The organism is Aliterella atlantica CENA595 (assembly GCF_000952155.1).
Lineage (GTDB): Bacteria > Cyanobacteriota > Cyanobacteriia > Cyanobacteriales > Chroococcidiopsidaceae > Aliterella > Aliterella atlantica.
Window position 1 is genome coordinate 121335 of the sequence record NZ_JYON01000012.1, and the last position, 21637, is coordinate 142971.

General features: G+C 41.9%; 19 protein-coding genes and 1 pseudogene. 12 read left to right on the forward strand and 8 right to left on the reverse strand.

The genetic code is table 11. The features are described 5' to 3' along the window. Positions 1-4 precede the first annotated feature (4 nt). Positions 5-1333: an AAA-like domain-containing protein gene (locus tag UH38_RS12935; RefSeq protein WP_045055101.1), complete on the reverse strand. Its 1329-nt coding sequence runs from the start codon at positions 1331-1333 to the stop codon at positions 5-7. Between the two features lie 430 nt (positions 1334-1763). Here UH38_RS12935 and UH38_RS12940 point away from each other — a divergent pair, with 430 nt between their 5' ends. The 3 genes from UH38_RS12940 to UH38_RS24855 all read left to right on the forward strand — a co-directional run bounded on the left by UH38_RS12940 (position 1764) and on the right by UH38_RS24855 (position 3474). Continuing rightward, on the forward strand, positions 1764-2210 hold the full coding sequence (locus UH38_RS12940) for a DUF3574 domain-containing protein (protein WP_045055071.1): 447 nt from the start codon (positions 1764-1766) through the stop codon (positions 2208-2210). Positions 2211-2264: 54 nt separating this feature from the next. Further along, on the forward strand, positions 2265-2789 hold the full coding sequence (locus UH38_RS24850) for a hypothetical protein (protein WP_052672376.1): 525 nt from the start codon (positions 2265-2267) through the stop codon (positions 2787-2789). A 136-nt stretch (positions 2790-2925) separates the two neighbouring features. Next, positions 2926-3474: a helix-turn-helix transcriptional regulator gene (locus UH38_RS24855; protein WP_160295958.1), complete on the forward strand. Its 549-nt coding sequence runs from the start codon at positions 2926-2928 to the stop codon at positions 3472-3474. A gap of 249 nt (positions 3475-3723) precedes the next feature. Here the strand turns inward: UH38_RS24855 and UH38_RS28175 are convergent. Then, positions 3724-3828, reverse strand: a pseudogene (locus tag UH38_RS28175) (ISKra4 family transposase); the annotation flags it as partial. A 506-nt stretch (positions 3829-4334) separates the two neighbouring features. Between UH38_RS28175 and UH38_RS12960 the strand changes: the two are divergent. Together UH38_RS12960 and UH38_RS12965 are read left to right on the forward strand one after the other, a co-directional pair. Next, positions 4335-5387, forward strand: a complete 1053-nt coding sequence (locus tag UH38_RS12960; RefSeq protein ID WP_045055073.1) for a polysaccharide pyruvyl transferase family protein — start codon at positions 4335-4337, stop codon at positions 5385-5387. Positions 5388-5461: 74 nt separating this feature from the next. Continuing rightward, entirely contained in the window at positions 5462-6886 is a 1425-nt protein-coding gene (locus UH38_RS12965) for a Coenzyme F420 hydrogenase/dehydrogenase, beta subunit C-terminal domain (RefSeq protein ID WP_082065380.1), read from the forward strand. Between the two features lie 280 nt (positions 6887-7166). On the opposite strand, the gene UH38_RS26305 is transcribed toward UH38_RS12965, so the two are convergent. After that, entirely contained in the window at positions 7167-7409 is a 243-nt protein-coding gene (locus UH38_RS26305; protein ID WP_144405676.1) for a hypothetical protein, read from the reverse strand. Between the two features lie 272 nt (positions 7410-7681). Between UH38_RS26305 and UH38_RS12975 the strand changes: the two genes are divergently transcribed. From UH38_RS12975 to UH38_RS12985, 5 genes are all read left to right on the forward strand, one after another. Beyond that, positions 7682-9499 (forward strand): discoidin domain-containing protein, encoded by a 1818-nt coding sequence (locus UH38_RS12975; protein ID WP_045055076.1) that lies wholly within the window; start codon positions 7682-7684, stop codon positions 9497-9499. Between the two features lie 205 nt (positions 9500-9704). Then, positions 9705-9806, forward strand: coding sequence for an element excision factor XisI family protein (locus UH38_RS28180; RefSeq protein ID WP_407640452.1), 102 nt, complete (start codon positions 9705-9707; stop codon positions 9804-9806). A 326-nt stretch (positions 9807-10132) separates the two neighbouring features. Beyond that, a complete protein-coding gene (locus UH38_RS12980) occupies positions 10133-10393 on the forward strand; it encodes a hypothetical protein (RefSeq protein WP_144405677.1) in 261 nt (86 codons plus the stop codon). Next, the gene (locus UH38_RS27890; protein WP_268748885.1) at positions 10387-10518 is read left to right on the forward strand and encodes a hypothetical protein; all 132 of its coding nucleotides are present in this window, start codon (positions 10387-10389) and stop codon (positions 10516-10518) included. The genes UH38_RS12980 and UH38_RS27890 overlap by 7 nt, the downstream gene beginning before the upstream one ends. After that, positions 10511-11332: an ABC transporter ATP-binding protein gene (locus UH38_RS12985; RefSeq protein ID WP_045055078.1), complete on the forward strand. Its 822-nt coding sequence runs from the start codon at positions 10511-10513 to the stop codon at positions 11330-11332. The genes UH38_RS27890 and UH38_RS12985 overlap by 8 nt, the downstream gene beginning before the upstream one ends. Positions 11333-11470: 138 nt before the next feature. On the opposite strand, the gene UH38_RS24860 is transcribed toward UH38_RS12985, so the two are convergent. From UH38_RS24860 to UH38_RS13010, 4 genes are all read right to left on the reverse strand, one after another. Continuing rightward, positions 11471-14002 (reverse strand): peptidoglycan DD-metalloendopeptidase family protein, encoded by a 2532-nt coding sequence (locus tag UH38_RS24860; RefSeq protein ID WP_052672378.1) that lies wholly within the window; start codon positions 14000-14002, stop codon positions 11471-11473. A gap of 864 nt (positions 14003-14866) precedes the next feature. Next, complete coding sequence (locus UH38_RS13000) at positions 14867-15328, reverse strand: tRNA (cytidine(34)-2'-O)-methyltransferase (RefSeq protein WP_045055080.1); 462 nt, start codon at positions 15326-15328, stop codon at positions 14867-14869. Between the two features lie 223 nt (positions 15329-15551). Continuing rightward, on the reverse strand, positions 15552-16703 hold the full coding sequence (gene gshA / locus UH38_RS13005; protein WP_045055105.1) for a glutamate--cysteine ligase: 1152 nt from the start codon (positions 16701-16703) through the stop codon (positions 15552-15554). Between the two features lie 148 nt (positions 16704-16851). Beyond that, the gene (locus UH38_RS13010) at positions 16852-17769 is read right to left on the reverse strand and encodes a histone deacetylase family protein (RefSeq protein ID WP_045055081.1); all 918 of its coding nucleotides are present in this window, start codon (positions 17767-17769) and stop codon (positions 16852-16854) included. A gap of 62 nt (positions 17770-17831) precedes the next feature. On the opposite strand from UH38_RS13010, the gene rnc reads away from it, so the two are divergent. Continuing rightward, positions 17832-18548, forward strand: a complete 717-nt coding sequence (rnc, locus tag UH38_RS13015) for a ribonuclease III (protein WP_045055082.1) — start codon at positions 17832-17834, stop codon at positions 18546-18548. Between the two features lie 33 nt (positions 18549-18581). On the opposite strand, the gene UH38_RS13020 is transcribed toward rnc, so the two are convergent. Further along, a complete protein-coding gene (locus UH38_RS13020; RefSeq protein WP_052672379.1) occupies positions 18582-20543 on the reverse strand; it encodes a sensor histidine kinase in 1962 nt (653 codons plus the stop codon). 368 nt (positions 20544-20911) lie between these two features. Here UH38_RS13020 and UH38_RS13025 point away from each other — a divergent pair, with 368 nt between their 5' ends. Further along, positions 20912-21604 (forward strand): RibD family protein, encoded by a 693-nt coding sequence (locus tag UH38_RS13025; protein ID WP_045055083.1) that lies wholly within the window; start codon positions 20912-20914, stop codon positions 21602-21604. The last annotated feature ends 33 nt before the right edge of the window (positions 21605-21637 follow it).

The window sequence follows — 21637 nt, forward strand, 5'->3', positions numbered from 1 at the left end:
AGCTTTAGCTCAATTGTGCGCGGAAGTACAATCGATACAATTGGCAGCTTGGCGTTGCTAGGTTTGCTTGTAGTTTGACTAAACCCATACTTTCTAATTTATAGGCAGCGATCGCTTCTAACGGCAATGGCTCATCAGCTTCTACTACCTGCTTGAATGCTGTTGCAAGTTCGGGATGCTCTTGGAGATAGGCAAGATGATGGCGTAAGCGATCGCTATAAATACCTGCTACAGTGGGAGCCGTCTGTAAGAGTTCGGCAAGGGATATTTCTTGACGTGCTAAATGATACATTGCAACTCTTACTAAATAAGGATGTCCGCCCACAAGCGCCCACAAGGCAGTTAATTGTTCTTGTTTGAGCCAATTTAGGTGGTGACGCGCTGCTAAATCTTGCACCTGTTCGAGGCTAAATTCTGGTAATTTAATCGGCAGCCCGACATTAAAGGGAGATTGATTGATATCTAGGGGAATATAAGCTTCTGTAGTATGAACTACTATGAGCCGGAGCTTTTGCCACTTTTCTAGTTCTACTGCATCCTCGTACCAAGAGCGCAGGAGTGGGAGAAAGTCGAGATAAATTTCGGGATACTCAAAAATTCGATTGACTTCATCCAATGCTAAGACAATTGGCGAGTTAATTTCTGATAGCAAATATTCCTGGAAATATATGGTGCAGCTAACTTTGCTGCCAATATCTGCATCCCAATAAGCATCTAGTTTTGGTTCAAGGGTTAGCTGTCGACTGACATTAGCTCCTAACCAGCGCAAAAATTTATCTAACGATGTGAAAATGCTGTTATCTGCTTGCTGCAAACTCAATAGCACAGTGCGTAAACCCTCTTGCCTAGCACGATCTAGAATTCTGTGCATGAGAGAAGTTTTGCCCATTTGTCTAGGGGCGGTGATGCGAATTAAGCTACCAGGTTTGCTAACTTGGGCGTAGGCGCGTTCTTCAATCGGAGGACGTTGGATATAAAATGCGGAATCGAGCGGTACTATCCCTACAGGAACTTCTAAGAAGTCATTGTCAGCGTCTAGGCGGGTTATGCTCTGTATTGTTTTATTTTGCGATCGCCAATGCCTCTCTAGTGCTGCTTGAAAGTTAGTTTTGCTAACGGTTTCGCCTAATACTTCACTAAGACTTTTCCAAACTTTTGGTCCAACATCGCGGGTAATGTAGCTCGCCGAATAGCCTGAAGTAACAGCAATCTGCTCGTAGGTTTGACTTTGCCAAGCTCCGCTCAAAATCGCAGTTTCCACATCTGTTAGATGTCTACCGAAACGGGCAAACACTGATGCATCAACTACTTCCAGCGCTTGCTCAAAATCCATTTTGTGCTTTATCTCTCGCTGCATCTAAATTCTACCTGAGATTTCCAGAGGTAAAAAGATCGCACTGATTTCCTTTATATATTTTCGTTGGCGCTCAATTGGTTAGGAAGTAATACTACTACAAGAGCGAGAGGTAGAACAGTTGCTCTGAGTTATTTAAGCTAATCAGTTGCCAAGTCCAGATATTTTCTGTAACGACAAACACAAAATCCCCACTTAATTTAGAAATGTGGTGATTGTTTTCCCGCAACTACCAGTAAATATATAGGTTTAAAATGCACTAACAAATTATTGGTTGCTATGCGATCGCTATTAATAAAAATCCTCATAATTGCAGCAAGCTAGTTGCTGTATGGCGAACGGACGAACAGTCAAAGCTTTATTGTCAGTGGGTACAACCGCTCAATAACAAATAGTTAGTACAAAAATCATGCAAACCTTACAAAAAAGTTTTAGCGCTCTTTTCATCACTAGCCTGCTATTTACAGGCTCTATTGCTTCTTTAAAACAAGTTGACGCTCAAGTTCCGCAAGCACCAGCAACTAACGAGATCCGCACAAATATATTTGTCCAAGATGAGTTGTACTTGGGTAGCAACAAGCCAAGAGGACAAGTTTCTGAGCGGGATTTTCAGATATTTTTGCAAAAAGAAGTTACGCCGCGCTTTCCCGACGGATTAACAGTAATAGATGCTAACGGGCAGTTTTTAGGTAGCAATGGAGTTATCAAGGAAAAAACAAAGCTTTTGATCTTAATTCATCTCAACACGCAAGAAGATGAAGAGGAAATCCAAGAAATTGTTGATGAATATAAAGAGCAATTTCAACAAGAATCTGTACTGCGCGTCACCAGTACGCCAAGGCAAGTACGTTTTTAAACAATTTGCTAGCAAACATAAATTCAAAAACTGATAAGGACAGATTAAAATACAATGCAACACCAAATAAATTCTCATCCAATTTACCAAGCAGATCGCTTTACCTTTACTGATACTCAATCTAACAATTTACAAATCGTCTTTTTGCCGCGAATGTTTCAAGGCAATCGAAAAATTCCCCAGTTAGATTACCAGAGTTCTGAAGGTAAGTTTACTTTCCAAGGTGATGAGATTGGGCAACAGCAAAGCAATCTTGGTTTGCTGATTTCTGTACCATTAAAGACTAACACAGATGATGGATTTAATTTTGCTTTAATATTGCCATTTTTCAATATGAATGGTCAAAAACGACAAGAATTTGAAACAGTAGCGATCGCTGCAACTAAAAGTCAGAAAATAGTCGCCAACTGCACTAGATGCGAATTTACCTACAAAATGCTGACGCTCAAAGCAGTTGCAGAAAAGCTGTCAGTAGTTGCATCTGGTGTATCCTCATCAAACTGGTTCAAAGATCGCCGATTATCCTCTACTGCATGGCAGGAAAATGGGTATGACTTGATTGATTTTGACAGGTTTTAATGCGGGTAGTCTATGTAATGTCTACTACTACATTTAGCAAAATAATGAAGATTTTACCAAGCACTAGCAAATAAAAATAACAACGAAAATGCAGCAAAATTTATATTCTAACTTTAATTTTATTCAAAGCAAGTTAATGGAGTTAATTAGGGAAGGGTTACTAATAATTTCTCCCAGTTTGCAACCAACTTATCTAAATTTAAAAGCCAAAGAAATTTGTCAGATGCTTTGGAATAGAAGGAATTATTCCTCATCTCAACTTCCACCGATTCTTTCTCATTTATCTCATCAGTTATTTAAAAGCAATGTTTCTAAAGATACATTATTCATGGTCGATTATCAGATTGATGAAAAGCAAACTATTCGCATTCGTGCCTGCCCTTTAAACTGTGCATTAGAACAAGAAAATATTGTCGTCTCTCAAAATCGAGAATGTATTTTATTTTTTTTAGAAGATCGCAATGCAACTTGGGAAGAAGAATTGCGTACAGAGCAGAAGAAATACGCTTTTACAGAACGCGAAACCCAAATATTGAATTTGTCATCGCAAGCATATAGTTATCAACAAATCGCTAAAACTCTGCAAATTAGTCTCAATACCGTAAAATTTCACTTCAAAAATATTTATGCTAAAAAACGTACTTATTTAGAGCCAAATAAAAAGTATTTCGAGATTGAGAAATAATAGTTTAAAGTTAGCGATCGCTTTTTTCCTCATATTGGACAGCGGAACTATAGCAATCCTAAATCAGTCCTTGAACAGCAAGAGGGTTTCGCCCCCAACCGCACAGCTTTATAGTCCCGCCAATAACTTGTCTACCCTTTGTTGCCCCGCGAGCGCACCTTGCCACCTGTTGGCATCTCCAACTCCTGTCGCTGCACCAGTTGTTGTTGTGTAGTTTTACCTGCGACAGTTCCAGTAACTTACTTGACAAAAAAGACCTATTTCTGGACTGATATGCTCTAGCATCTGCTGTCGCACTAACTTTTCAATCTCCTCTAAAGTTGTTAGTTGCTCGACCGGAGTATTTTTGTAGAGGTTGACGTACTCCCCCTGCTGAAACGAGGGGGATTCTCAAAGGCAGTTACGAAGCAGCGCTCTGAAGCCGTGCTTCTCCACCTTTTTCCTGCTGAAGCTAGGGGGTTTTCAGCATCTTCTTGATAGCTGCAATCTCTTGCACGCATTCTTGTAGGCTTTGGGCTTCTTCAGAGTTCATATTGATGTAGCAGTGGCTCTCGCTTCTGCAAATATTGAACTACACAAGTCAATCTGCCAAATCTGGATGCTCCTCACATATCATATATCGTATAATAGCTCCGTCTACCTTTGCATCTTTATGTTTCTTGTCAGCATTACTGAAAACTCGCCAATGGCTAGGAAAATTTCATCCTATAATTAGTCTGTTTATAGATTTTGTAATTAATGCAGTCATTAATTTGCTAATTTTGATTATTTTGCCAGCAATAAGAGCAGCAGTTCATGATTTTTATGATTTAATCTTACTCATCGTCAAACGCAAACAATAAAAATTCAGCCTCATAACTATGATTAAAAAACTTCTGCGCCCATTAAGTAGTTTTGTACGTCTACTTAAACAAAGATTAGAGAATGCAAAGTTTTTAGATAATCATAAATATTTAAAGAATCAGCGCAAAATCATTTATGCCCTAACGCCACCAGCACATTTAACAAATGTAGGCGATCACGCCCAAGTAGTTGCTATTAGACTTTGGCTACAAAAACATTTTCCGCAATTGCCAGTTATTGAACTAGATAAAGATGAATCTCAAAAATTGCTTCCAGCTTTAAAGCAATTAGTCGAACCCAATGATTTATTTTTTCTTCACAGTGGAGGAAATCTAGGCGATCGCGGTATCTGGTCTGAGAGCATCCGGCGTTTACTCATTAGTTCATTCCCGGATAACCAAATTGTTAGTTTGCCACAAACGATTTACTTTAGCGATACGCCAACTGGCAGAATAGAACGCGAGAATAGCCACCGAATTTATACTGCTCACCCAAATCTCACAGTTATAGGTCGCGATCCAAAAAGTGGCGAGCTAGCTCAAGAATTATTTCCCAAAGCTAAAATATTCTGTACGCCTGACTTTGTGTTGTCTTTACCACCAAGGCGGTCAGATATTAAGAATAACCCACCCAAAATTCTTCTTTGTCTAAGACTAGATGACGAATCTGCCTTAAATGCCCAGCAAAGAAAGGAAATAGGCGAAAAACTACCTTATGATTGCACCTACTTTGATACAACAATTGCCAGTCCTATCAAAGCCAATGAAAGGAAAGAAGTTTTAGAGCGCACACTTGATTTATTTGAGGCTGCGGATGTCGTAGTAACGGATCGCTATCACGGGTTAATTTTTACAATTTTATGCCGAAAGCCATGTGTAGTATTGCCGACCGTAGATCATAAATTGACTTCGGCAATGCACTGGTTTAAAGAACTTTCTTTCATTAAATTTGTGCCTGATATTGACGCAATTCCCTTACTTGTTGAGCAGTGTTTATCTATTGAAAGTAGAGAAGTTCCTGATTGGAATTTTGAATATTTTGATAAGATTCCTCAGATAATTGATATTTAGATGAGTTAAATCATTAAGTAGTCAACAATTCTGGATTAATTAATCGGCTAAAGATTAAAGGACAAACATTTAAAATGCACCAAAATCAATCAGAAGAAGTATCTACTCTATTCAATACCGTAGTTGCAGGTGGATATTGTGTTGGTTGCGGAGCCTGTGCATCTGTTCGTGATTCACCAATTAATATAACCTTGGATAAATATGGTCGTTTGGGAGCATCCCTAGATCCTTCAAATGGTAGTAAAACTTCTAATGCTTCTGTGCTGGCAGTTTGCCCATTCTCAGGGGTTAGTGATAACGAAGATCGAATAGGTCAAGAACTTTTTAGTGAGAATTGTCAGTACCATCATAAAATTGGTTACTACTTAGCTAATTATGCTGGATTTGTGTCGGAAAAAGATTTTCGCCAGCATGGTAGTTCCGGTGGTATGGGTACATGGATTATTAATGAACTATTTAACCAAGACTTGATTGATGCTGTAATTCATGTGCATGGACAAAAACCATCGGCAACCGATCCGATGTTATTTCGTTTTCAAATTTCAGATTCAGTTGATAAAATCCGTGCTGGTGCAAAGTCACGCTACTATCCAATTGAAATGTCAGAAGTCTTAGATTTAGTTCGGAAACGCCCTGGCAGATACGCAATAGTTGGTGTTCCATGCTTTATTAAGGCAGTTCGTCTTTTAGCAAAACATGACCCCATTATTGGTGAAAGCATTCGATTTTGTATAGGACTTGTATGCGGACATTTAAAAACTACTCGATTTGCTGATATGTTTGCTTGGCAGTGTGGAGTAAAACCTGGTCATCTTCTTGCTATTAACTTCAGAAAGAAAATTCCTAATCAAGATGCAAATCGTTATGGTATCGAGGTTGTAAGCAATCAAGATAACCAAGAAATTAAAACTACTAAGTCCAACCATGATTTTTACGGCTATCTTTGGGGACATGGCTTTTTCAAGTACCAAGCTTGTGATTACTGCGATGATGTAATAGCTGAAACCGCAGATATTGTTGTTGGGGATGCCTGGTTGCCTCAATACGTTAAAGATAGTGACGGTACTAATGTTGTTGTCGTCCGTAATCCATTAATTCAAACTTTAATTGAGAGTGGTATAGCTTCAGGAAGATTGAATTTAGATAGCATTAATGCTGATGAAGTTGCAAAATCCCAAGATGCGGGATTGCGACATAGACGCGATGGTTTAGCTTATCGCCTCCATTTGCAAGACAAAGCAGGTTTTTGGAGACCTAAAAAGCGCGTCAAAGCTCAATTCGATCATCTAAATAAAAAACAAAAAAAGATATATGAATTAAGAATATCAATGGCTAGTCAAAGCCATATTGCTTTTGATGAAGCTCTGAAACTGGGAAATTTTGATTGCTTTAAAAATAGTATGAATCCTATAGTCGAAAAATATAATAACCTGTACAAACCACCACTTTTAAAACGTTTTATATCCCGTTTGAAAAAGATTTTAAATTTGTACTTTTAAAATAAGGCAAATCTTTTGAAAAGGTGTTTAACGGAACTTAAACAAAGGTTAAGAGTTAATCAGCCTGTTTGGACTATATTTTTATTTAAATTTAATTAACTTACGTTTCATCTTGTAAGCTAATTAATATTGCTTGATAATTTAGGATTTTTCTAATAAAAATAGCTTTTGTTGTGCTATTTTTCCAACTGGATCCGAAACGTTTATATTAAATCAGAATACAGGTTTAAAGATTTAGGACATGAAGTTGATATCTATGCTAGACGACCTGGCGATATTTCTAAAATACATCTAGATGTGCTGCCGCCAATGTTGCTAGAGTGGTTAGGAGTTGACAAAGAAGATAGATTTGTAGCTTTGGAAATTGGCAAGCCAACTTTAGAGTGAGGGCAAAACTTGCACTCCGTTCTGTTTCTACACTGTCTGGCAGCCATATAGCTATATATTCAGCATTAGGCGATCGCTCTTCAACGAAAGGCTTGCAACTTGGGGATAGACAACGAGAGACAAAGTCATGCCTCATTTGGCGATGCCCCAGAAGAAAAAATGTATTTGCAACATTCGAGCAAACGTTATATTTTTTTAACAGCCAACATCCACAGATGCGATCGCTCTTTGTTTGCCACTCTTAACCTAGCAAAATAAGATGCTTGCATATACAACCTGTGACTTTCAAGCGGATGAAAAATTAGGAATGCTAGGAAGTGTCACCAAAACCAGAACAGAGGCATCAGGCAAAAGAGTCAATCGATATGTTGGAGCGATATGTCTGATTTAAATTGTAAGGATTGATTGATGTTAAAAAGTTCCATAGTTGTTGCGATCTGCACTACCTCCGCCATTAGTAGCTCGATTAATCCAGTAGTAGCTCAAAACACAAACAACCTCTTCATTGCGGATGCAACAGCTAGCTCGAAGAATACCAAAGGCATGGCGACTAATGTTCTCGACAACAATGACAATACTTGGTGGAATGCTGATGGCAAGGGTCAGTACCTCGAACTCAACACAGGTGGGCTGGCAACAGTAAACGCTGTAAAAATTAAGTTTTATGAGGGTGACAAACGCACTAGCACTTTCGATGTGGACGTATCGACGGACGGGATTAGTTGGAAGCGAGTCTTAGCCGACCAAAACAGCCAACGCACAGCCGACCTGGAGCGGTATGGGTTTAATAATCAAAGATCGCGCTACATCCGGCTCGTCAATCGTGGCAATGCGATCGCTATCAGACAAGTGGTGGTGGAAGGCGTACCGCAGGGCAAGACATACTACGTAGACTGTACCAATGGTAGCGATAACAATAACGGTACGACCCCAAGTAGTGCCTGGAAAACACTGAATCCGGTTAACCGTTGGAGTAACCCATTAAAACTAAATCCAGGCGATAGTTTGCTGCTCAAACGTGGTTGCAGCTTCAAGGGTCCGCTTAATGCTAGGTGGACTGGCAGCAGCAACGCCCCAATTGCATTTGGAGCTTATGGTAGTTCCGCTCTTCCTTTACCTGCGATCGACAAGGGAGCCGAGAGCAATGAAGTGGTCAAAATTACTGGGCAACATCAAATTTTTGAGTACATTAAGGTACGTGCAACTAAGCCAGGGGGGTCTGCAAACGCTCAAAAATGTAAATCTCAACCTGTTGGGTGGTTAATTGGCTTCGATACCAGAAGCGGCAGTTCGCATAATATCGTGCGATACAGCGAGGCTAGCGGCTTTACTGCTGGCGTACGCTTTGGAGAAGGTTCGCGCACTAATAAAGCATTATTTAACAGATTAACGTTCAACAACGTGATGGATCGCCTTACCCCGCGCTCTCAAAATGGCAATGACGACGCTGGAGCATGGGGCATATTGCTCAACGGCGACTATAACGAAGTCGCCTACAACTACTTCGAGGGCAATGTCGGCTGTTCTGAGGACTACGATGTTGATGGTGCAAGTGTTGAAGTCTACAAGGGCAGCAATAATTATATTCATCACAATACAAGCTGGCGCGAATCTACCTTTACCGAGCTTGGTGGCACTAGCGATGAGCGAGCCGAAAACAATAAGTATGCGTATAACACGTACAGCGCTTTTGGCTTTGAATCACCATATATCAGCCCGTCTACCCTCGACCAATTACAGAAACGAGGTGGAGAGTTCTTATTAGTGCGCGGATACAAAAGTGGCTGGGGGGCTAACCTAGGTACAGAGTTTTATCACAATACGGGATATTGGCTCAATGGTGGTATTTTATGCATTGAGGGATGTAGTGCAGATATTTTGCAAGCACGTAACAACATTATGGTGGCAAGTCAAAATCCCCATAGATATTTAGTCGAGTCGGATGCAAAGTTTGGCGAATCAAATAATATCTATTGGCAAGCCGATTCCTACTCTGGACCGCAGTTACTTTTTATTGCTGGCTCTAATAGCCCCAATCCAGCATCGAAGAAGGTAGACCCATTATTTGTAGATCCTGCAAGTGCTAACTTCCGCTTGCGATCTGGTAGCTCTGCGATTAATGCGGCGACCAATGTAGAATTATCGTGGGCAAATTCCTCACAAGACATTTACGGCAATTCAGCCTCCAGGGGTTCTGCGCGTGATATCGGGGCGGCAGAATACTAATAGATATTTTCAAGCTGTAATTTTCTGCATCACTTACGCGAGGCAAGCGGTAGTATGCGAGTGCGATCGTGCTAAAACGCGGTAAAGTAAATTGTAGGGTGCGTTGATGTACAACGCACCCTACGAGAGTGGCGATCGCACTATTGAAAATGCTTTCTAATAATTTCTAATACCATTATTTCAATTTCAGGTAGTATTTCTTGATATCACTACCGAATTAATTGAGATGGGAGTACGAAAACAAGACATAGTTATCAGGTTTCATCCTCCTAAAATGCGCCAACTAACAGATTTTGCTGTAGGTTAGAGTCTCTACTAATCAATATTGATGTAAGTGTTTGTTGTTAACAAATTATACACTGACTAAAACTTTTGCTGTACAGCACTTTTGAGTTGTTAAGCTGGATTGAATCTATATGTTTTGCGCTTTTTGCTTGTTCTAATACTTGACATAGACTCGCATTAGGTTTACGTTCATTTGAGAAGAAATATCAATTAGTTAGAAAAATTGTTGGAGATGAAGACTCAAACGTTGCCAAAGAAAAACTAATAGTAAGCGATACTCGCTATCAGTTAGCACCTATATTTGCAGCCACAACCTGACAAATTATCCTTTACCTTGGCAATCATGTGTTGAACAGCACTGAGCAACGCAAAATAACTTGGTTTCAATCTCACTTGCAATTGCTAGGTAGATTGCTGCTAGGACTAATAATACTGGCGATTTGGGCGATCGCTAGTATTTCTTTGGGTGCTGTAGATTTGCCGCTACCAACTATATATGATGCTGTGACGGCTTTTGATGGTTCTTATCAGGAACACCTAATTGTGCGTATCAGGCTACACTGGTTTATCAGTTTATGCAGGTTTGGGTTTTTTGGGGAATTATGGTAGCTTTAGCAGACTTAGCAAGGCAGTTATTGAATGCGCCGATCGGGCTGCCTTGCGGTATGATTGCAGCGATCGTAGGCGTTCTTACTTTCTTTACTTGCTTTATCGCAACCGCAACCAATGAATAAACAAGCGCTGACAACCCAAAAGTTAACACTCACTTACGATCGCACTTGCATTATTTCCGATCTAGAGATCGCTATTCCTGCTGGCAAAATTACTGTGTTGGTAGGGGCAAATGGTTGTGGTAAGTCAACGCTGCTCAGGGGATTGGCAAGGTTGTTAAAGCCGCGTACGGGGACGGTTTTTTTGGATGGTAAGTCTATTGCTAAGTTGTCTACGAAAGAAGTAGCCAAGCAATTAGGCATTTTACCTCAAAGTCCGGTTGCGCCTGAAGGCTTGACAGTACGCGAACTGGTGGCGCAAGGGCGTTATCCGCATCAAGGCTGGTTGCAGCAATGGTCGCCGGAAGACGAACGGTTGACGGAGCAAGCTTTGGTTACTACTAATTTGATGCATTTAGCAAATCGTCCTTTAGAAACTCTGTCGGGGGGACAAAGACAAAGGGCTTGGATTGCAATGGCGTTGGCGCAAAATACTGAGGTGTTGTTGCTGGACGAACCGACTACTTTTTTGGATCTGGCTCATCAAGTGGAAGTTTTGGATCTGTTGTATGACTTGAATCAGACGCAGGGAAGAACAATTGTTATGGTTCTGCACGATTTGAATCAAGCTTGTCGCTATGCAGATTATTTAGTGGCGATCGCATCGGGGCGGATTTATGCTCAAGGTACGCCCAGTCAAGTTATGACTGAAGACACAATTGAGCAAGTATTTATGCTATCGTGTCGCATTATTACAGATCCGGTTGCTGGTACGCCGATGTGCATTCCTATTGGTCGTTTCCAGGCGCGATCGCAGCAATCTTATCGGATGATGTAGAAAACAAGATTTTAATTAACCGCCAACACGTGCGTGTAGTGTTTAAACAGCAAGGTAAGAGGATATTAAAAATTTTAAAGCCTATTTCAATACTTAGAAAAGAAGTAGGGGCGCATTTATAAATACGCCCTTATTTTATTACTTCTTTTTTGGTTTTGGCGGTAACAAAGCGATCGGATTCACTGCCTTTTTACCGTTAGGATGTACCTCAAAATGTAAGTGGGGTCCTGTACTGCGACCAGTGCTACCCATCAAGGAAATTTGTTGTCCTTGTGTGACTTGTTGCCCTGGTTGCACCAACAACCGATAGTTATGGGCGTAACGAGTCAACGTCCCATCGGGGTGTTGGATATCAACTAAGTTGCCATAACCACCTCTACTCCAACCAGACCTGACGACAACACCCTCAGCTACAGCAAATATTGGCGTTCCTACCGGTGCGGCAATGTCAATGCCTCTATGCATACGTCCCCAACGATAGCCAAAACCGGAACTCAATCTACCCTTAGCTGGCCAAATATAGCCATTAAAGGAACCTCGGCTACCGTTAGGTTGAGGTAAATAGTTCTCAACTGGTGCTAAAGGTGGCAATTCTGGCGATACTTGCTGTCCTCTAAAGCTTTCGCTAGAGTCAATATCTGTCGGTGCAGTGGCGACTCTGCCTTTAGCTGGAACTGCATAATTGGTTTTGATTGTTAGTTGCTTTGGCTGTGCTGGCTTTAAGTCTTGAGCCGTTTGTGCTACGACAAATTCAGGATTAACTGGTTCGTCATCCGACAGCTTGCTACTTACTGGAGGCTTACTAATTGCAGGTAGGCGAGGTTTTACAGCTTGAGCGGACGAATTACTATTGTTTTGCGCGTAGTATTTGTGCTGCAGCTTTTGCACGTCGTTTTGCAGTTTTTGGGCATACTGCGCTTGCAATTGTTCTAGCTGTGCTTGACTCAGTTTAGGCGCTTCTACTTCATCAGCAGTGCTACCGCCAATCCCGTTAAATGAGTTTGCTGGCGATTGATTGACCAAATCTACAGGCTGCTGGTTAGAGCTATTGGCTGCAACTAAAACTGCCGGATTTGATGCGTTAGTTTCAAGTACGGGAGCAGGTACGTTAGTTGCCTGTGCTGGCTCAATTTCTGGCAGCATAGCAACTGTTACTTTTTCAATCTTCTTTTTATCAACTAAGCTAGGAATTACGATCCTTTGATTGACCAAGAGTAAGTTTGGATCTTGCAGTTGGTTAGCGCTGACAATTTCCGGTACAGATACTTTATGCTCTGTTGCGATCGCGCTCAACGTGTCTCCAGATTTCACTTGATATTCTGGTTCTGGCTCGGCTACGTTAGAGCCGTCAGCGCCAGATACTAATTCTAGCGTCACCGAGGCAACTTCTGCGCTAGCAGGAGGGCTAACTGGTGCGCTAGCTGTTTGTGGCTGACTGTTCTGTGTTTCTGCACTTATTTGTGCGTCGGTGGCTATTTCTGGAGTTTTTGAGTCTGGTAGAACAAATACTGATTGTAATAGTTGTTCTGTTTGCTGTTCCTTCCCTACTTCCTGAGTTTCATCAATTGCGATCGTACTTGCTGGCTCTTTTTGGGTTGCATCTTCTCCCACACTGCTAGCAACTTCCTCTTGCGTTTGGGTTGCTGGCAAGCCTAGCCTTTTTAGCAATCTATCTGTTGAAGATGGCTGTACTGTCTCAGTACCTTTATCGCTACTAACTGCGATTTCTGGCTGTTGTTGGGGCGTAACTTCTACTACTCTGTTATTGCTCGGCAACGCCTGTTGCTCGTTTACCGATGCTGTGGTGGGTGCGATCGCTGTTTGTGGCTGCTGTAACTTAACTGCAGGTGTTGTTGGTTCGCTAACACTAGATAGCTGACTTGATTGCTCTTTTTGCTTCAAGCGATCTATCAGCAATCTTTGCTTCGCTGTCCAAGCACTATCAGCTTCTCGATTCACTACTACTGGTTGTGGCTGCACTGCCCACTGTTCTGCGGTCGGTTCTGGTGCTGAAGCGCTTTGAGTTAGAGGAGCTTGTACCTGCTGGGTAGCATTTTTGTTCGCTTTAAGACGTGTTACTAACCGATTTACGCGGCTGTCTGCAGGCGTTTGAGGACTAGCAGCAATTGTTTCTACTGGCTCAATGTTGACTTGAACGTTTGCGGGCGCTGTCTCTACTGGCAGCGCGGGCGGCTGATAATTTTGCTCTGGCGATCGCGTCCTTGTTGCTGTTTCTACTTCAATGCTTGTTGGCGCAGCTTGATGTACTTTAGTGTTTGCTTCTTGCCTTGTCTTTAAACGTTCGGCAAGGCGATCGCTCTTTACTACCTGCGGTTGTATAGTCTGTACGGGAATTACTTCAACCTGTACGCTAGCAGGGGCGATTTGCGCTGCTGGTGGTTCTTGCCCTAAAGCATTAGCACCTTGTATTGCTTCTAGTGTGGGAACAGCCTGGTTAATTGTTTCTCCCTCGCTTGGGGCTTGGGCAGCAGGAGCGCGATCGCTGCCCAGTGCTAGTAAAAGGTTGGGCGTTCCTATTGAAGCTATCAGTCCGATTGTTGCTGCTGAGGTCTGAAATAGCCGCAACTTTACTTTTGGCTGCCCATGCTTCAGTTTCCCTTCTAAGTCATCTTTGATTTTGCAACCAGGAACAGCCTTAACCTTTTTCATCCATGCTCGTTTCAAAAAACGACCTCCTAGAAACACGCTTTGCCTAACTAACTTTAATTCGTTACTACTTTAGAGCCGATTTTAGCCAAGCATTGAGGACACTACACAAACTTTTCCGCCTACATCCAATAGACATAATTTAAGTAATGTCATTTGGCTAATTTAATTTACACAAGTTTACACGAAATTGAGAATATTTCAATGTTTTTAGATTGTTTTTGACTCAGGTCATCTGTCTGAAGTTTAGTCTATGTCATTTTTATATCCTCTATGACAGTGAAATTTTACTACTACTGGTTTTGAGTCTGGATATTCACTGCAACTTTTTATTTTGTCTGACCTTTCCAGACTTAGCTGAAACACAACAGCCGAATTTAGCTAATTGTTTTGGCAAAAAGCAAGAGCAAGTTTTGACGGTTTTAGCGATCGCGCTTAGTAAAGATGTTTTGCTCTTTTATCTGGTAATGCTTGCAAGAGCAGGTTTTAATAACTTTTTCTGCCGATTTAGCTAGTTGATTTAGGCAAGCATTACATATCACTAATTTAGTGTTGACCAACCGCTACTATATATAAATTTCTTATCTAATGCCACTATCGCTGGCTGGCTGTCCAAGCAAAATAATCGTTAGCATTTAAGCAATTTAAGATGGAAATCAATGCATATTGATAATTTTGGCAGTTTTGTAGCTTCTAATTGCCAACATCCTCTTTAAATTGCTAAAAAGAGAGATTATAGCTCTACTAACTGTCAGCAACTAGATAATCAAGAAAATATAATTTTACAAATTTAATTATATGTATCTAAATAGAGTTGCAAACTTAGCTGAATTTATTTAGTGTTGCCCCACTACGCCCTCAAGCCAATCATTCCCAGTAGCCGATTTGACGATAAGCCTCGAATAGTCCTATTGATACACTGACAGAAAGATTTAAACTGCGTACTCCTGGCTGCATCATCGGTATATATACAGTTGTCGTACAGCCAGCAAGAACAGCAGGCGACAATCCAGTAGTTTCACTACCAAATAACAACCAGTCATCCGCTTGAAACTTAAATTGTAGATAGCTAGAACTACCGCGAACGCTAAAACCAATCGTTCGCCCGCCCCGCTGTTGCTGGTAGCTGGCAAAAGCACTAATTGACTCGTGGCAAGTTAAGTTGACATAAGACCAATAATCTAGCCCAGCCCGTTTGAGATAGCGATCGCTAATTTCAAAGCCTAGAGGTGCTACTAAATGAAGTTCCGTACAAGTAGCAGCGCAAGTGCGAGCAATATTACCTGTATTTGGGGGAATTTGCGGATTAACTAAAACAATTTGCGGCATTAACTCAGAAATTAGCTTAAATTGGCTACATATTTTTGGTTAACCATAGTCTAACCACAGACATAGAAAACTGATAGTTTTTTTTAATAGTTGCTTTCTCTAACTGATTGATTAGATATTCTGAACGGTAAAAAAAGCTAAAAGCGCGAACAGAGTTAGAAAAGCACTCTCCTCGCGTCTTTATAGTTAATTTAGAAGATTAAAGCAAAGCCCTACGTCCGTACTAAGCAACCAAAGAAGGACAAAGCTTGTCTTCCAATTCCAACTCGCGCTCTGCCATATTCAAGTGAGCGTAGTTAATAATTTGGCGAGGATCGAAGCCGCAAGCGTGAAGTCTTAACCATTGCTGGGCTTCATTACCTTCGCGGAGCATCTTTAACAAAGGCGAAAGAAAACAGCTAAAACCACGTTCTTTAGCGATCGCCCATACATCCTGATAAATTTCTGCAATCCAGTCTTTAGCTAAAATAGTGCTACCATCTTGCCAGCGTCTTAGTTGAGCGTCAAGACTAGAAGTAGCAGCAGCAACTTCATTACTTGCAGTAATATCAATTAAATCGCTAGCACGAGTCGAAGCTGGTAGCGTACTACTTGTTAAAGGATCTAAGCTTGGATCGTTAATTAGCTGCCACAACCGCGCCTCTATCAAAGCCGTAATTGCTAGTAGAGAAATAGGATCGCTAACCAAATCGCAAATTCGCAGTTCTAGACGATTTAGATCGTAAGGGCGGCGATCGCCATTTGGTCTTACAGATGTCCACAGATGACGGACATTTTGCATTGTTCCCGCAGCTAATTGTGCTTCTACCCATTCAATATGATGAGCGTGACTTTCAAATAAAGGCACATACTCAGGAGTTTGGGGAAACAGCCCCCACCGCGTAGAATGATAGCCCGTAACTTTACCATCTAAAAACGGTGAAGAAGCGCTGAGGGCAAGATATAAAGGCGCTTCCACGCGCAGCAAGCGGCACGCCCGCATCAGCAATTCAGGTTCGCTAATACCAATATTGATATGGATGCTAGCGGTGACTACCTTAGTACCGTAAGTTTGTTCGATATACGTGTGATAAGGATTTTCCGGATCGGAGCGATGAAACGACTCGCTACCACCTAAAGATAGAGTGCTACCAGGAATCAGCGTGTAATTGCCCAAACGTTGCAGATAGTTTCGCAGCCGCAGCCTTGGTAAGACTAATTCGCATAACAGCTTTTCATACTGCAAAAAAGGCGCAGTAACGTATTCAACATTACGGCTATCTGGCTCGCGCATATATCCATCGAGATCGGCAACAATTTTGTCGGAAAGACCAACAACATCGCCTTGCGGCGTTCCAGTGTACATCTCAACTTCAAAGCCTTTTGATAGCAGCACAGTTTTTTCCTCGGCTTCCTGTATAGCGTTTTGGTAAATTGTATCTAGGGACACTTAAAGATCCCTCTGTCTTGAGTACAAATTATCTGTTGGAGAGAAATTCTTTATTTACTTACAACTATTTTACCTCGACTATTACAAGCAAAAATTAAAGTCTATAGTGATGATAAACTTCACTAGCAGCGCGGTGGAGCAAAGAATGACGGTAAACCAAACTACTCAAATCATCAGCATAACCGCCACCAATTACGCAAGCAACCGGATATCTAGCTGCCATGCAGGTACTTAAAACTTGCATCTCGCGGCGAAATATCCCTGAATCAGTCATTGCCAATTTGCCCAAGCGATCGCCTGCATGAGTATCTACGCCTGCATCGTATAAAACTAAATCTGGATTAACTTGCCGCAGCACGTCGGATAAATGGCTAGCTAAAATTTGCAAATAATCATCATCTTCCATCCCAACGGGGAGAGGTACATCTAAATCGCTTTTTTGTTTAGTACCAGGAAAATTTACTTCGCAGTGCATGGAGAACGTAAAAACACTGCAATCGTTTTGAAAAATAAACGCAGTGCCATCACCTTGATGCACGTCTAAATCGATAATTAGGACTTTACGAATAATATTAAGATGTTGCAGCACCCGCGCGGCGATCGCCAAATCGTTGAAAATACAAAAACCAGAACCATAGCTAGGAAAAGCATGATGAGTCCCACCTGCCGTATTGCAAGCTATACCTCGTTCTAGGGCTAGTTTTGCTGTCAAAATTGTCCCGCCTACCGCCGTACAAGTGCGTTTAACCAAAGCCGGACTCCAAGGTAAACCGATTCGCCGTTGCGCTTTGTAGTCCAAAGTACCTTGAGTGTAAGCTTGGACGTATTGGGGAGTATGTACTAATTCAATCCAACTAGGCGGCGGAATTTCTGGTAAGTAAAATTGTTCCTGATGGGCGACGCGATCGCTAAGTAGGAGATCGTACAGTTGGCGAAACTTAGGCATGGGAAAGCGATGTTCTTCACCTATAGGCGCAACATAATCGGGATGATAAACCAAGGGCAAATTCATAACAGCATCACAGGGCAATAATATAGAGAAAATTTGCAGCAAAACTCCCTAATTAAATTGTCATGGCTTTGAGTTATCCACGTCGCCAAAAGCAACTAGAAGATTTAGTCAAAAAATTAGGGCTACCTATAACAGCACCGATAAAATGGGAATTACTCGATCTGGCGCTAACTCATCCCAGCGTTTCTCCCCAGGCAAATTACGAGCAATTAGAGTTTGTGGGCGATGCAGTAGTGCGGTTAGCAGCAGCAGAAGTGTTATGGGAGACGCATCCAGATTGGACGGTAGGCGAATTTGCGGCAATTCGTTCTGTAATAGTGAGCGATCGCATCTTAGCAACTTTAGCTACTGATTACGGCTTGGAGCTATATATATTAGTGACTGGTAGCGCTAGCGCCGATAAAGGTGGCGAACAAACCCGTTTAGCTGATGCTTTCGAGGCTGTATTAGGTGCTTTATATCTCAGCACTCACAGTCTAAAATTAATTCGCCCTTGGTTAGATCCGCACTTTAAAAAGTTAGCAGGCGAAATTCGTTTAGATCCAGCTAGACGCAACTACAAAGCTGCCTTGCAAGAATGGACGCAAGGACACTTTAAAGTATTGCCAGAATATCGCGTTCGAGAAATTACCCCACATCCAGGTTCGCTAGAGCGTTTCCACGCCGAAGTTTGGTTGCAAGGGCGCAATTTAGGCGAAGGCAAAGGGCGTTCCATCAAAGCAGCAGAACAAGCAGCAGCGGAAGTAGCATTTAGAGTATTAATCGATGTAGAGACGTAGCACTGCTACATCTAGTAAAAACAACACCAACAATCAACCAGCGCGATCTAAAATTGGTTGCCCGATCGCATCACCTCCAGAAATCGGCTTTGAACCAAGATCGAATTCCTCAAAATTCATCATTTTCAATTCAGCCGCATTAACTACAGGCAAAGCGATCGCCACAGTTGTACCGCGATTGACACCTGCACTACACAGCATAATATTGCCGCCCATTAATTCCATCAAAGTCTTGGAAATTGCCAATCCCAAACCTGTACCGCCAAATTTGCGCGTTGTCGTGCCATCTACCATCACAAAGGGGCGAAATAACTTGTGTTGATGGGCAGGATCGACTCCTACTCCCGTATCTTGTACGGCAACGATCGCTCTTAAACTATTGCCATCTGCTTCTAGCCTGGTTTTGACAGTAATACTACCTTGTTCGGTAAATTTAACAGCGTTGCCGATAATATTAATTAATACTTGCTTTAATTTGGCGCGATCGGCTTGAACCAAAATTGGCTCAGGTGCTTCCGAAGCTAATAAGTGTAAATTTTTTTGCTCGGCATGAACTGATTGCAAGCTAATTGCTTCTTTTAATACTTGTCTCAAATCTACAACTTCTAAAACCAAAGAAAGTTTGCCAGATTCAATTTTGGCGATGTCGAGCAAGTCATTGATAATGCCTAACAAATGAATTGCTGCATCCTCGGCTCTTTCCAAAAACTCCATTTCTTCAGCGCGATCGTCGCAGCAGTCATCTCTAACTAGACGAATACAATTGATTATGGCATTTAAGGGATTGCGGAGTTCGTGGGAGGTTGTGGCTAAAAAATTGCTTTTGCTATTATTAGCGGCTTTTGCTTCTTCCCAAGCTATTTCTACCTCTTCTGCCGAACTTTTTAAGCGCTCTACCATCAGATCGAGGGCTTCGGCTAGTTGATTGAATTCTTTAATTTGAAAATCGTGCGGCATTCGCTCTACTTCATGGTAGTTTTGCAGCTTTAGAGCATAGTCGCGCAATTGTTTTAAAGGCGCTGTTAAGTCCCGCGCCAGATGCAGCGTTGTTAATAAACTTGCACCTAATAAACCAATAGTTAAGACAACTAGAACAAGTTGAATTTCTTGCAAGCCAAATAAAGCACTATCTAAACGCGTTACAGCTAAAATTATCCAGCGCTGACCTTGTTCCTGAGTAATTGGGCTAGGTATAGCGGTATAACCTGCTAAAAATTTTGCGCCATTTTTAGCTAGAGATAAATCTAATACTTCTTGCTTGCCAGCGATCGCATTACTAATTATCTTTTTATATGCTTCGGCATTAGCTTCTTGACTAATGTTACGTCCTATGCGTTTGCGATCGGGATGCGCCAAAATAGTTCCATTTTCAGCAATAATTACTGTGGAATCGGCAATAGATCCTAGATGATGCCCGTCATTATCATGTTCTGGGCGTAAAGCTGACTGCATTCTTAACACATAACTTAGTTGCCCCGTGCGATCGTAAACTGGCGCGGATAGCAGCAATTGCATTTGCTTTTTATTATTTGGGGCGATCGCTTCTTGAATGTAAACAGATTGGGGATCGAGAATCGCATTTTCTTGCTGCGACCACATTTTAGAGTCAACTGCTGGACTTAGGCGGTAGTTGTTGCAGGTACTCGCGATCGCTTTATTAGTCGATAAAGCAACTAATTGAATGCAGTAAATATTATCAGGTAATTGCAGCATCAGGCGATCGAGGAACTTTTGCGCTTGCGATGGCGAACCAGACTTCAGCGCCATAGTTTGACTAGATACCAGCATTTTTGTTTGCAAGGTAGCGATCGTATCTAAGAAACGTTCGCTTTTTCTCTCAGCACTGATATTGACGTGTTGGCGAGAAGTTGCCAGCAGACTATGGCGGGCTTTACGGAACGCTGCCACCTCGCCTATTAACAAAACTGGTAAGCTCAAAAGCAATATTCGTGATAGTAGGATGCGGCGAAACGAGGATGGACCGGGTTTAGCCATAGAATGTCCCTCAAGGAAAATGCAAAATCCTCGAATGATTAACGCGACTTTTGCAACTCAGCATCTATCTCTAAATTCTAGTTCGGCGATCGCGATAAATCGGGGTTTTACACGTAATTAATAATATCTACCGCTTGCAGCCCTAAATCTCCACAAGGATCTAATATACTTATCTACCAAGCTCTTATTAACGTTACAAATCTTATACATCAATAAGTCCTGGCTTTGCTCAAGCAATAATTAGAGCGCTCGTTATAAAGATTTATTGTTTGCACTCGTCTCAATATAATACTTGCTCTCTGTAAAAATAATAAACGTAGAGGCTGGATATAGCACTAATACGTCTCTACTCATCTATCTAGAAATAAATGCCACTATCAAGCGATCGCCCCTACACCACAGTAGTTTTAGCCATGAGTGCGGATGGTAAAATTGCTGATGCTCAAAGGTCGCCTGCGCGGTTTTCGTCGCTGCAAGATAAATTGCATCTAGAACGGCAAATTGCTGCTGCTGATGCTGTGTTATTTGGTGCTGGGACTCTCCGCGCTTACGGGACAACTCTGCGTGTTTCTCAGCCTCAGTTGGTGCAGCAAAGACACGAGCAAAATTTAGCGCCCCAACCAGTACACATTGTTGCGTCTTGTCAAGGTAATATCGATCGCCAGTTGCGTTTTTTTCGCCAACCAGTACCTCGATGGTTGCTAACTACAAATGCTGGCGCAAAGCAGTGGCAAGGTAAAGAATTTTTCGAGCAAGTTTTAGTCTGCGAAACTGCTGGTGCTACAGGTATAGATTGGACTTGTGCTATGGCAAAAATAGCCAGTATGGGTTTAAGCCGCTTGGCAGTTTTAGGCGGCGGCGAAGTAGTTGCAGCTATGCTAGCAGCAGATTTAATTGATGAATTGTGGTTAACTATTTGCCCAGTGCTTTTAGGCGGTAATACTGCACCTACACCAGTAGACGGAACGGGATTTGCAGCTATTGCTGCGCCGCGCCTGGAATTATTATCAGTAAATGCGATCGCCCAAGAAGTCTTTCTCCACTACCGCCGCCAAAATTGAGCCGATTTGATTACCCTTGTAGAAGTAGCATTG

Coding starts and splice junctions, on each gene's coding strand:
- UH38_RS12935 (WP_045055101.1), bottom strand. CDS start 1,333: ATGGATTTTGAGCAAGCGCTGGAAGTAGTTGATGCATCAGTGTTTGCC.
- UH38_RS12940 (WP_045055071.1), top strand. CDS start 1,764: ATGCAAACCTTACAAAAAAGTTTTAGCGCTCTTTTCATCACTAGCCTG.
- UH38_RS24850 (WP_052672376.1), top strand. CDS start 2,265: ATGCAACACCAAATAAATTCTCATCCAATTTACCAAGCAGATCGCTTT.
- UH38_RS24855 (WP_160295958.1), top strand. CDS start 2,926: ATGGAGTTAATTAGGGAAGGGTTACTAATAATTTCTCCCAGTTTGCAA.
- UH38_RS12960 (WP_045055073.1), top strand. CDS start 4,335: ATGATTAAAAAACTTCTGCGCCCATTAAGTAGTTTTGTACGTCTACTT.
- UH38_RS12965 (WP_082065380.1), top strand. CDS start 5,462: ATGCACCAAAATCAATCAGAAGAAGTATCTACTCTATTCAATACCGTA.
- UH38_RS26305 (WP_144405676.1), bottom strand. CDS start 7,409: ATGAGGCATGACTTTGTCTCTCGTTGTCTATCCCCAAGTTGCAAGCCT.
- UH38_RS12975 (WP_045055076.1), top strand. CDS start 7,682: ATGTTAAAAAGTTCCATAGTTGTTGCGATCTGCACTACCTCCGCCATT.
- UH38_RS27890 (WP_268748885.1), top strand. CDS start 10,387: ATGGTAGCTTTAGCAGACTTAGCAAGGCAGTTATTGAATGCGCCGATC.
- UH38_RS12985 (WP_045055078.1), top strand. CDS start 10,511: ATGAATAAACAAGCGCTGACAACCCAAAAGTTAACACTCACTTACGAT.
- UH38_RS24860 (WP_052672378.1), bottom strand. CDS start 14,002: ATGAAAAAGGTTAAGGCTGTTCCTGGTTGCAAAATCAAAGATGACTTA.
- UH38_RS13000 (WP_045055080.1), bottom strand. CDS start 15,328: ATGCCGCAAATTGTTTTAGTTAATCCGCAAATTCCCCCAAATACAGGT.
- UH38_RS13010 (WP_045055081.1), bottom strand. CDS start 17,769: ATGAATTTGCCCTTGGTTTATCATCCCGATTATGTTGCGCCTATAGGT.
- rnc (WP_045055082.1), top strand. CDS start 17,832: ATGGCTTTGAGTTATCCACGTCGCCAAAAGCAACTAGAAGATTTAGTC.
- UH38_RS13020 (WP_052672379.1), bottom strand. CDS start 20,543: ATGGCTAAACCCGGTCCATCCTCGTTTCGCCGCATCCTACTATCACGA.
- UH38_RS13025 (WP_045055083.1), top strand. CDS start 20,912: ATGCCACTATCAAGCGATCGCCCCTACACCACAGTAGTTTTAGCCATG.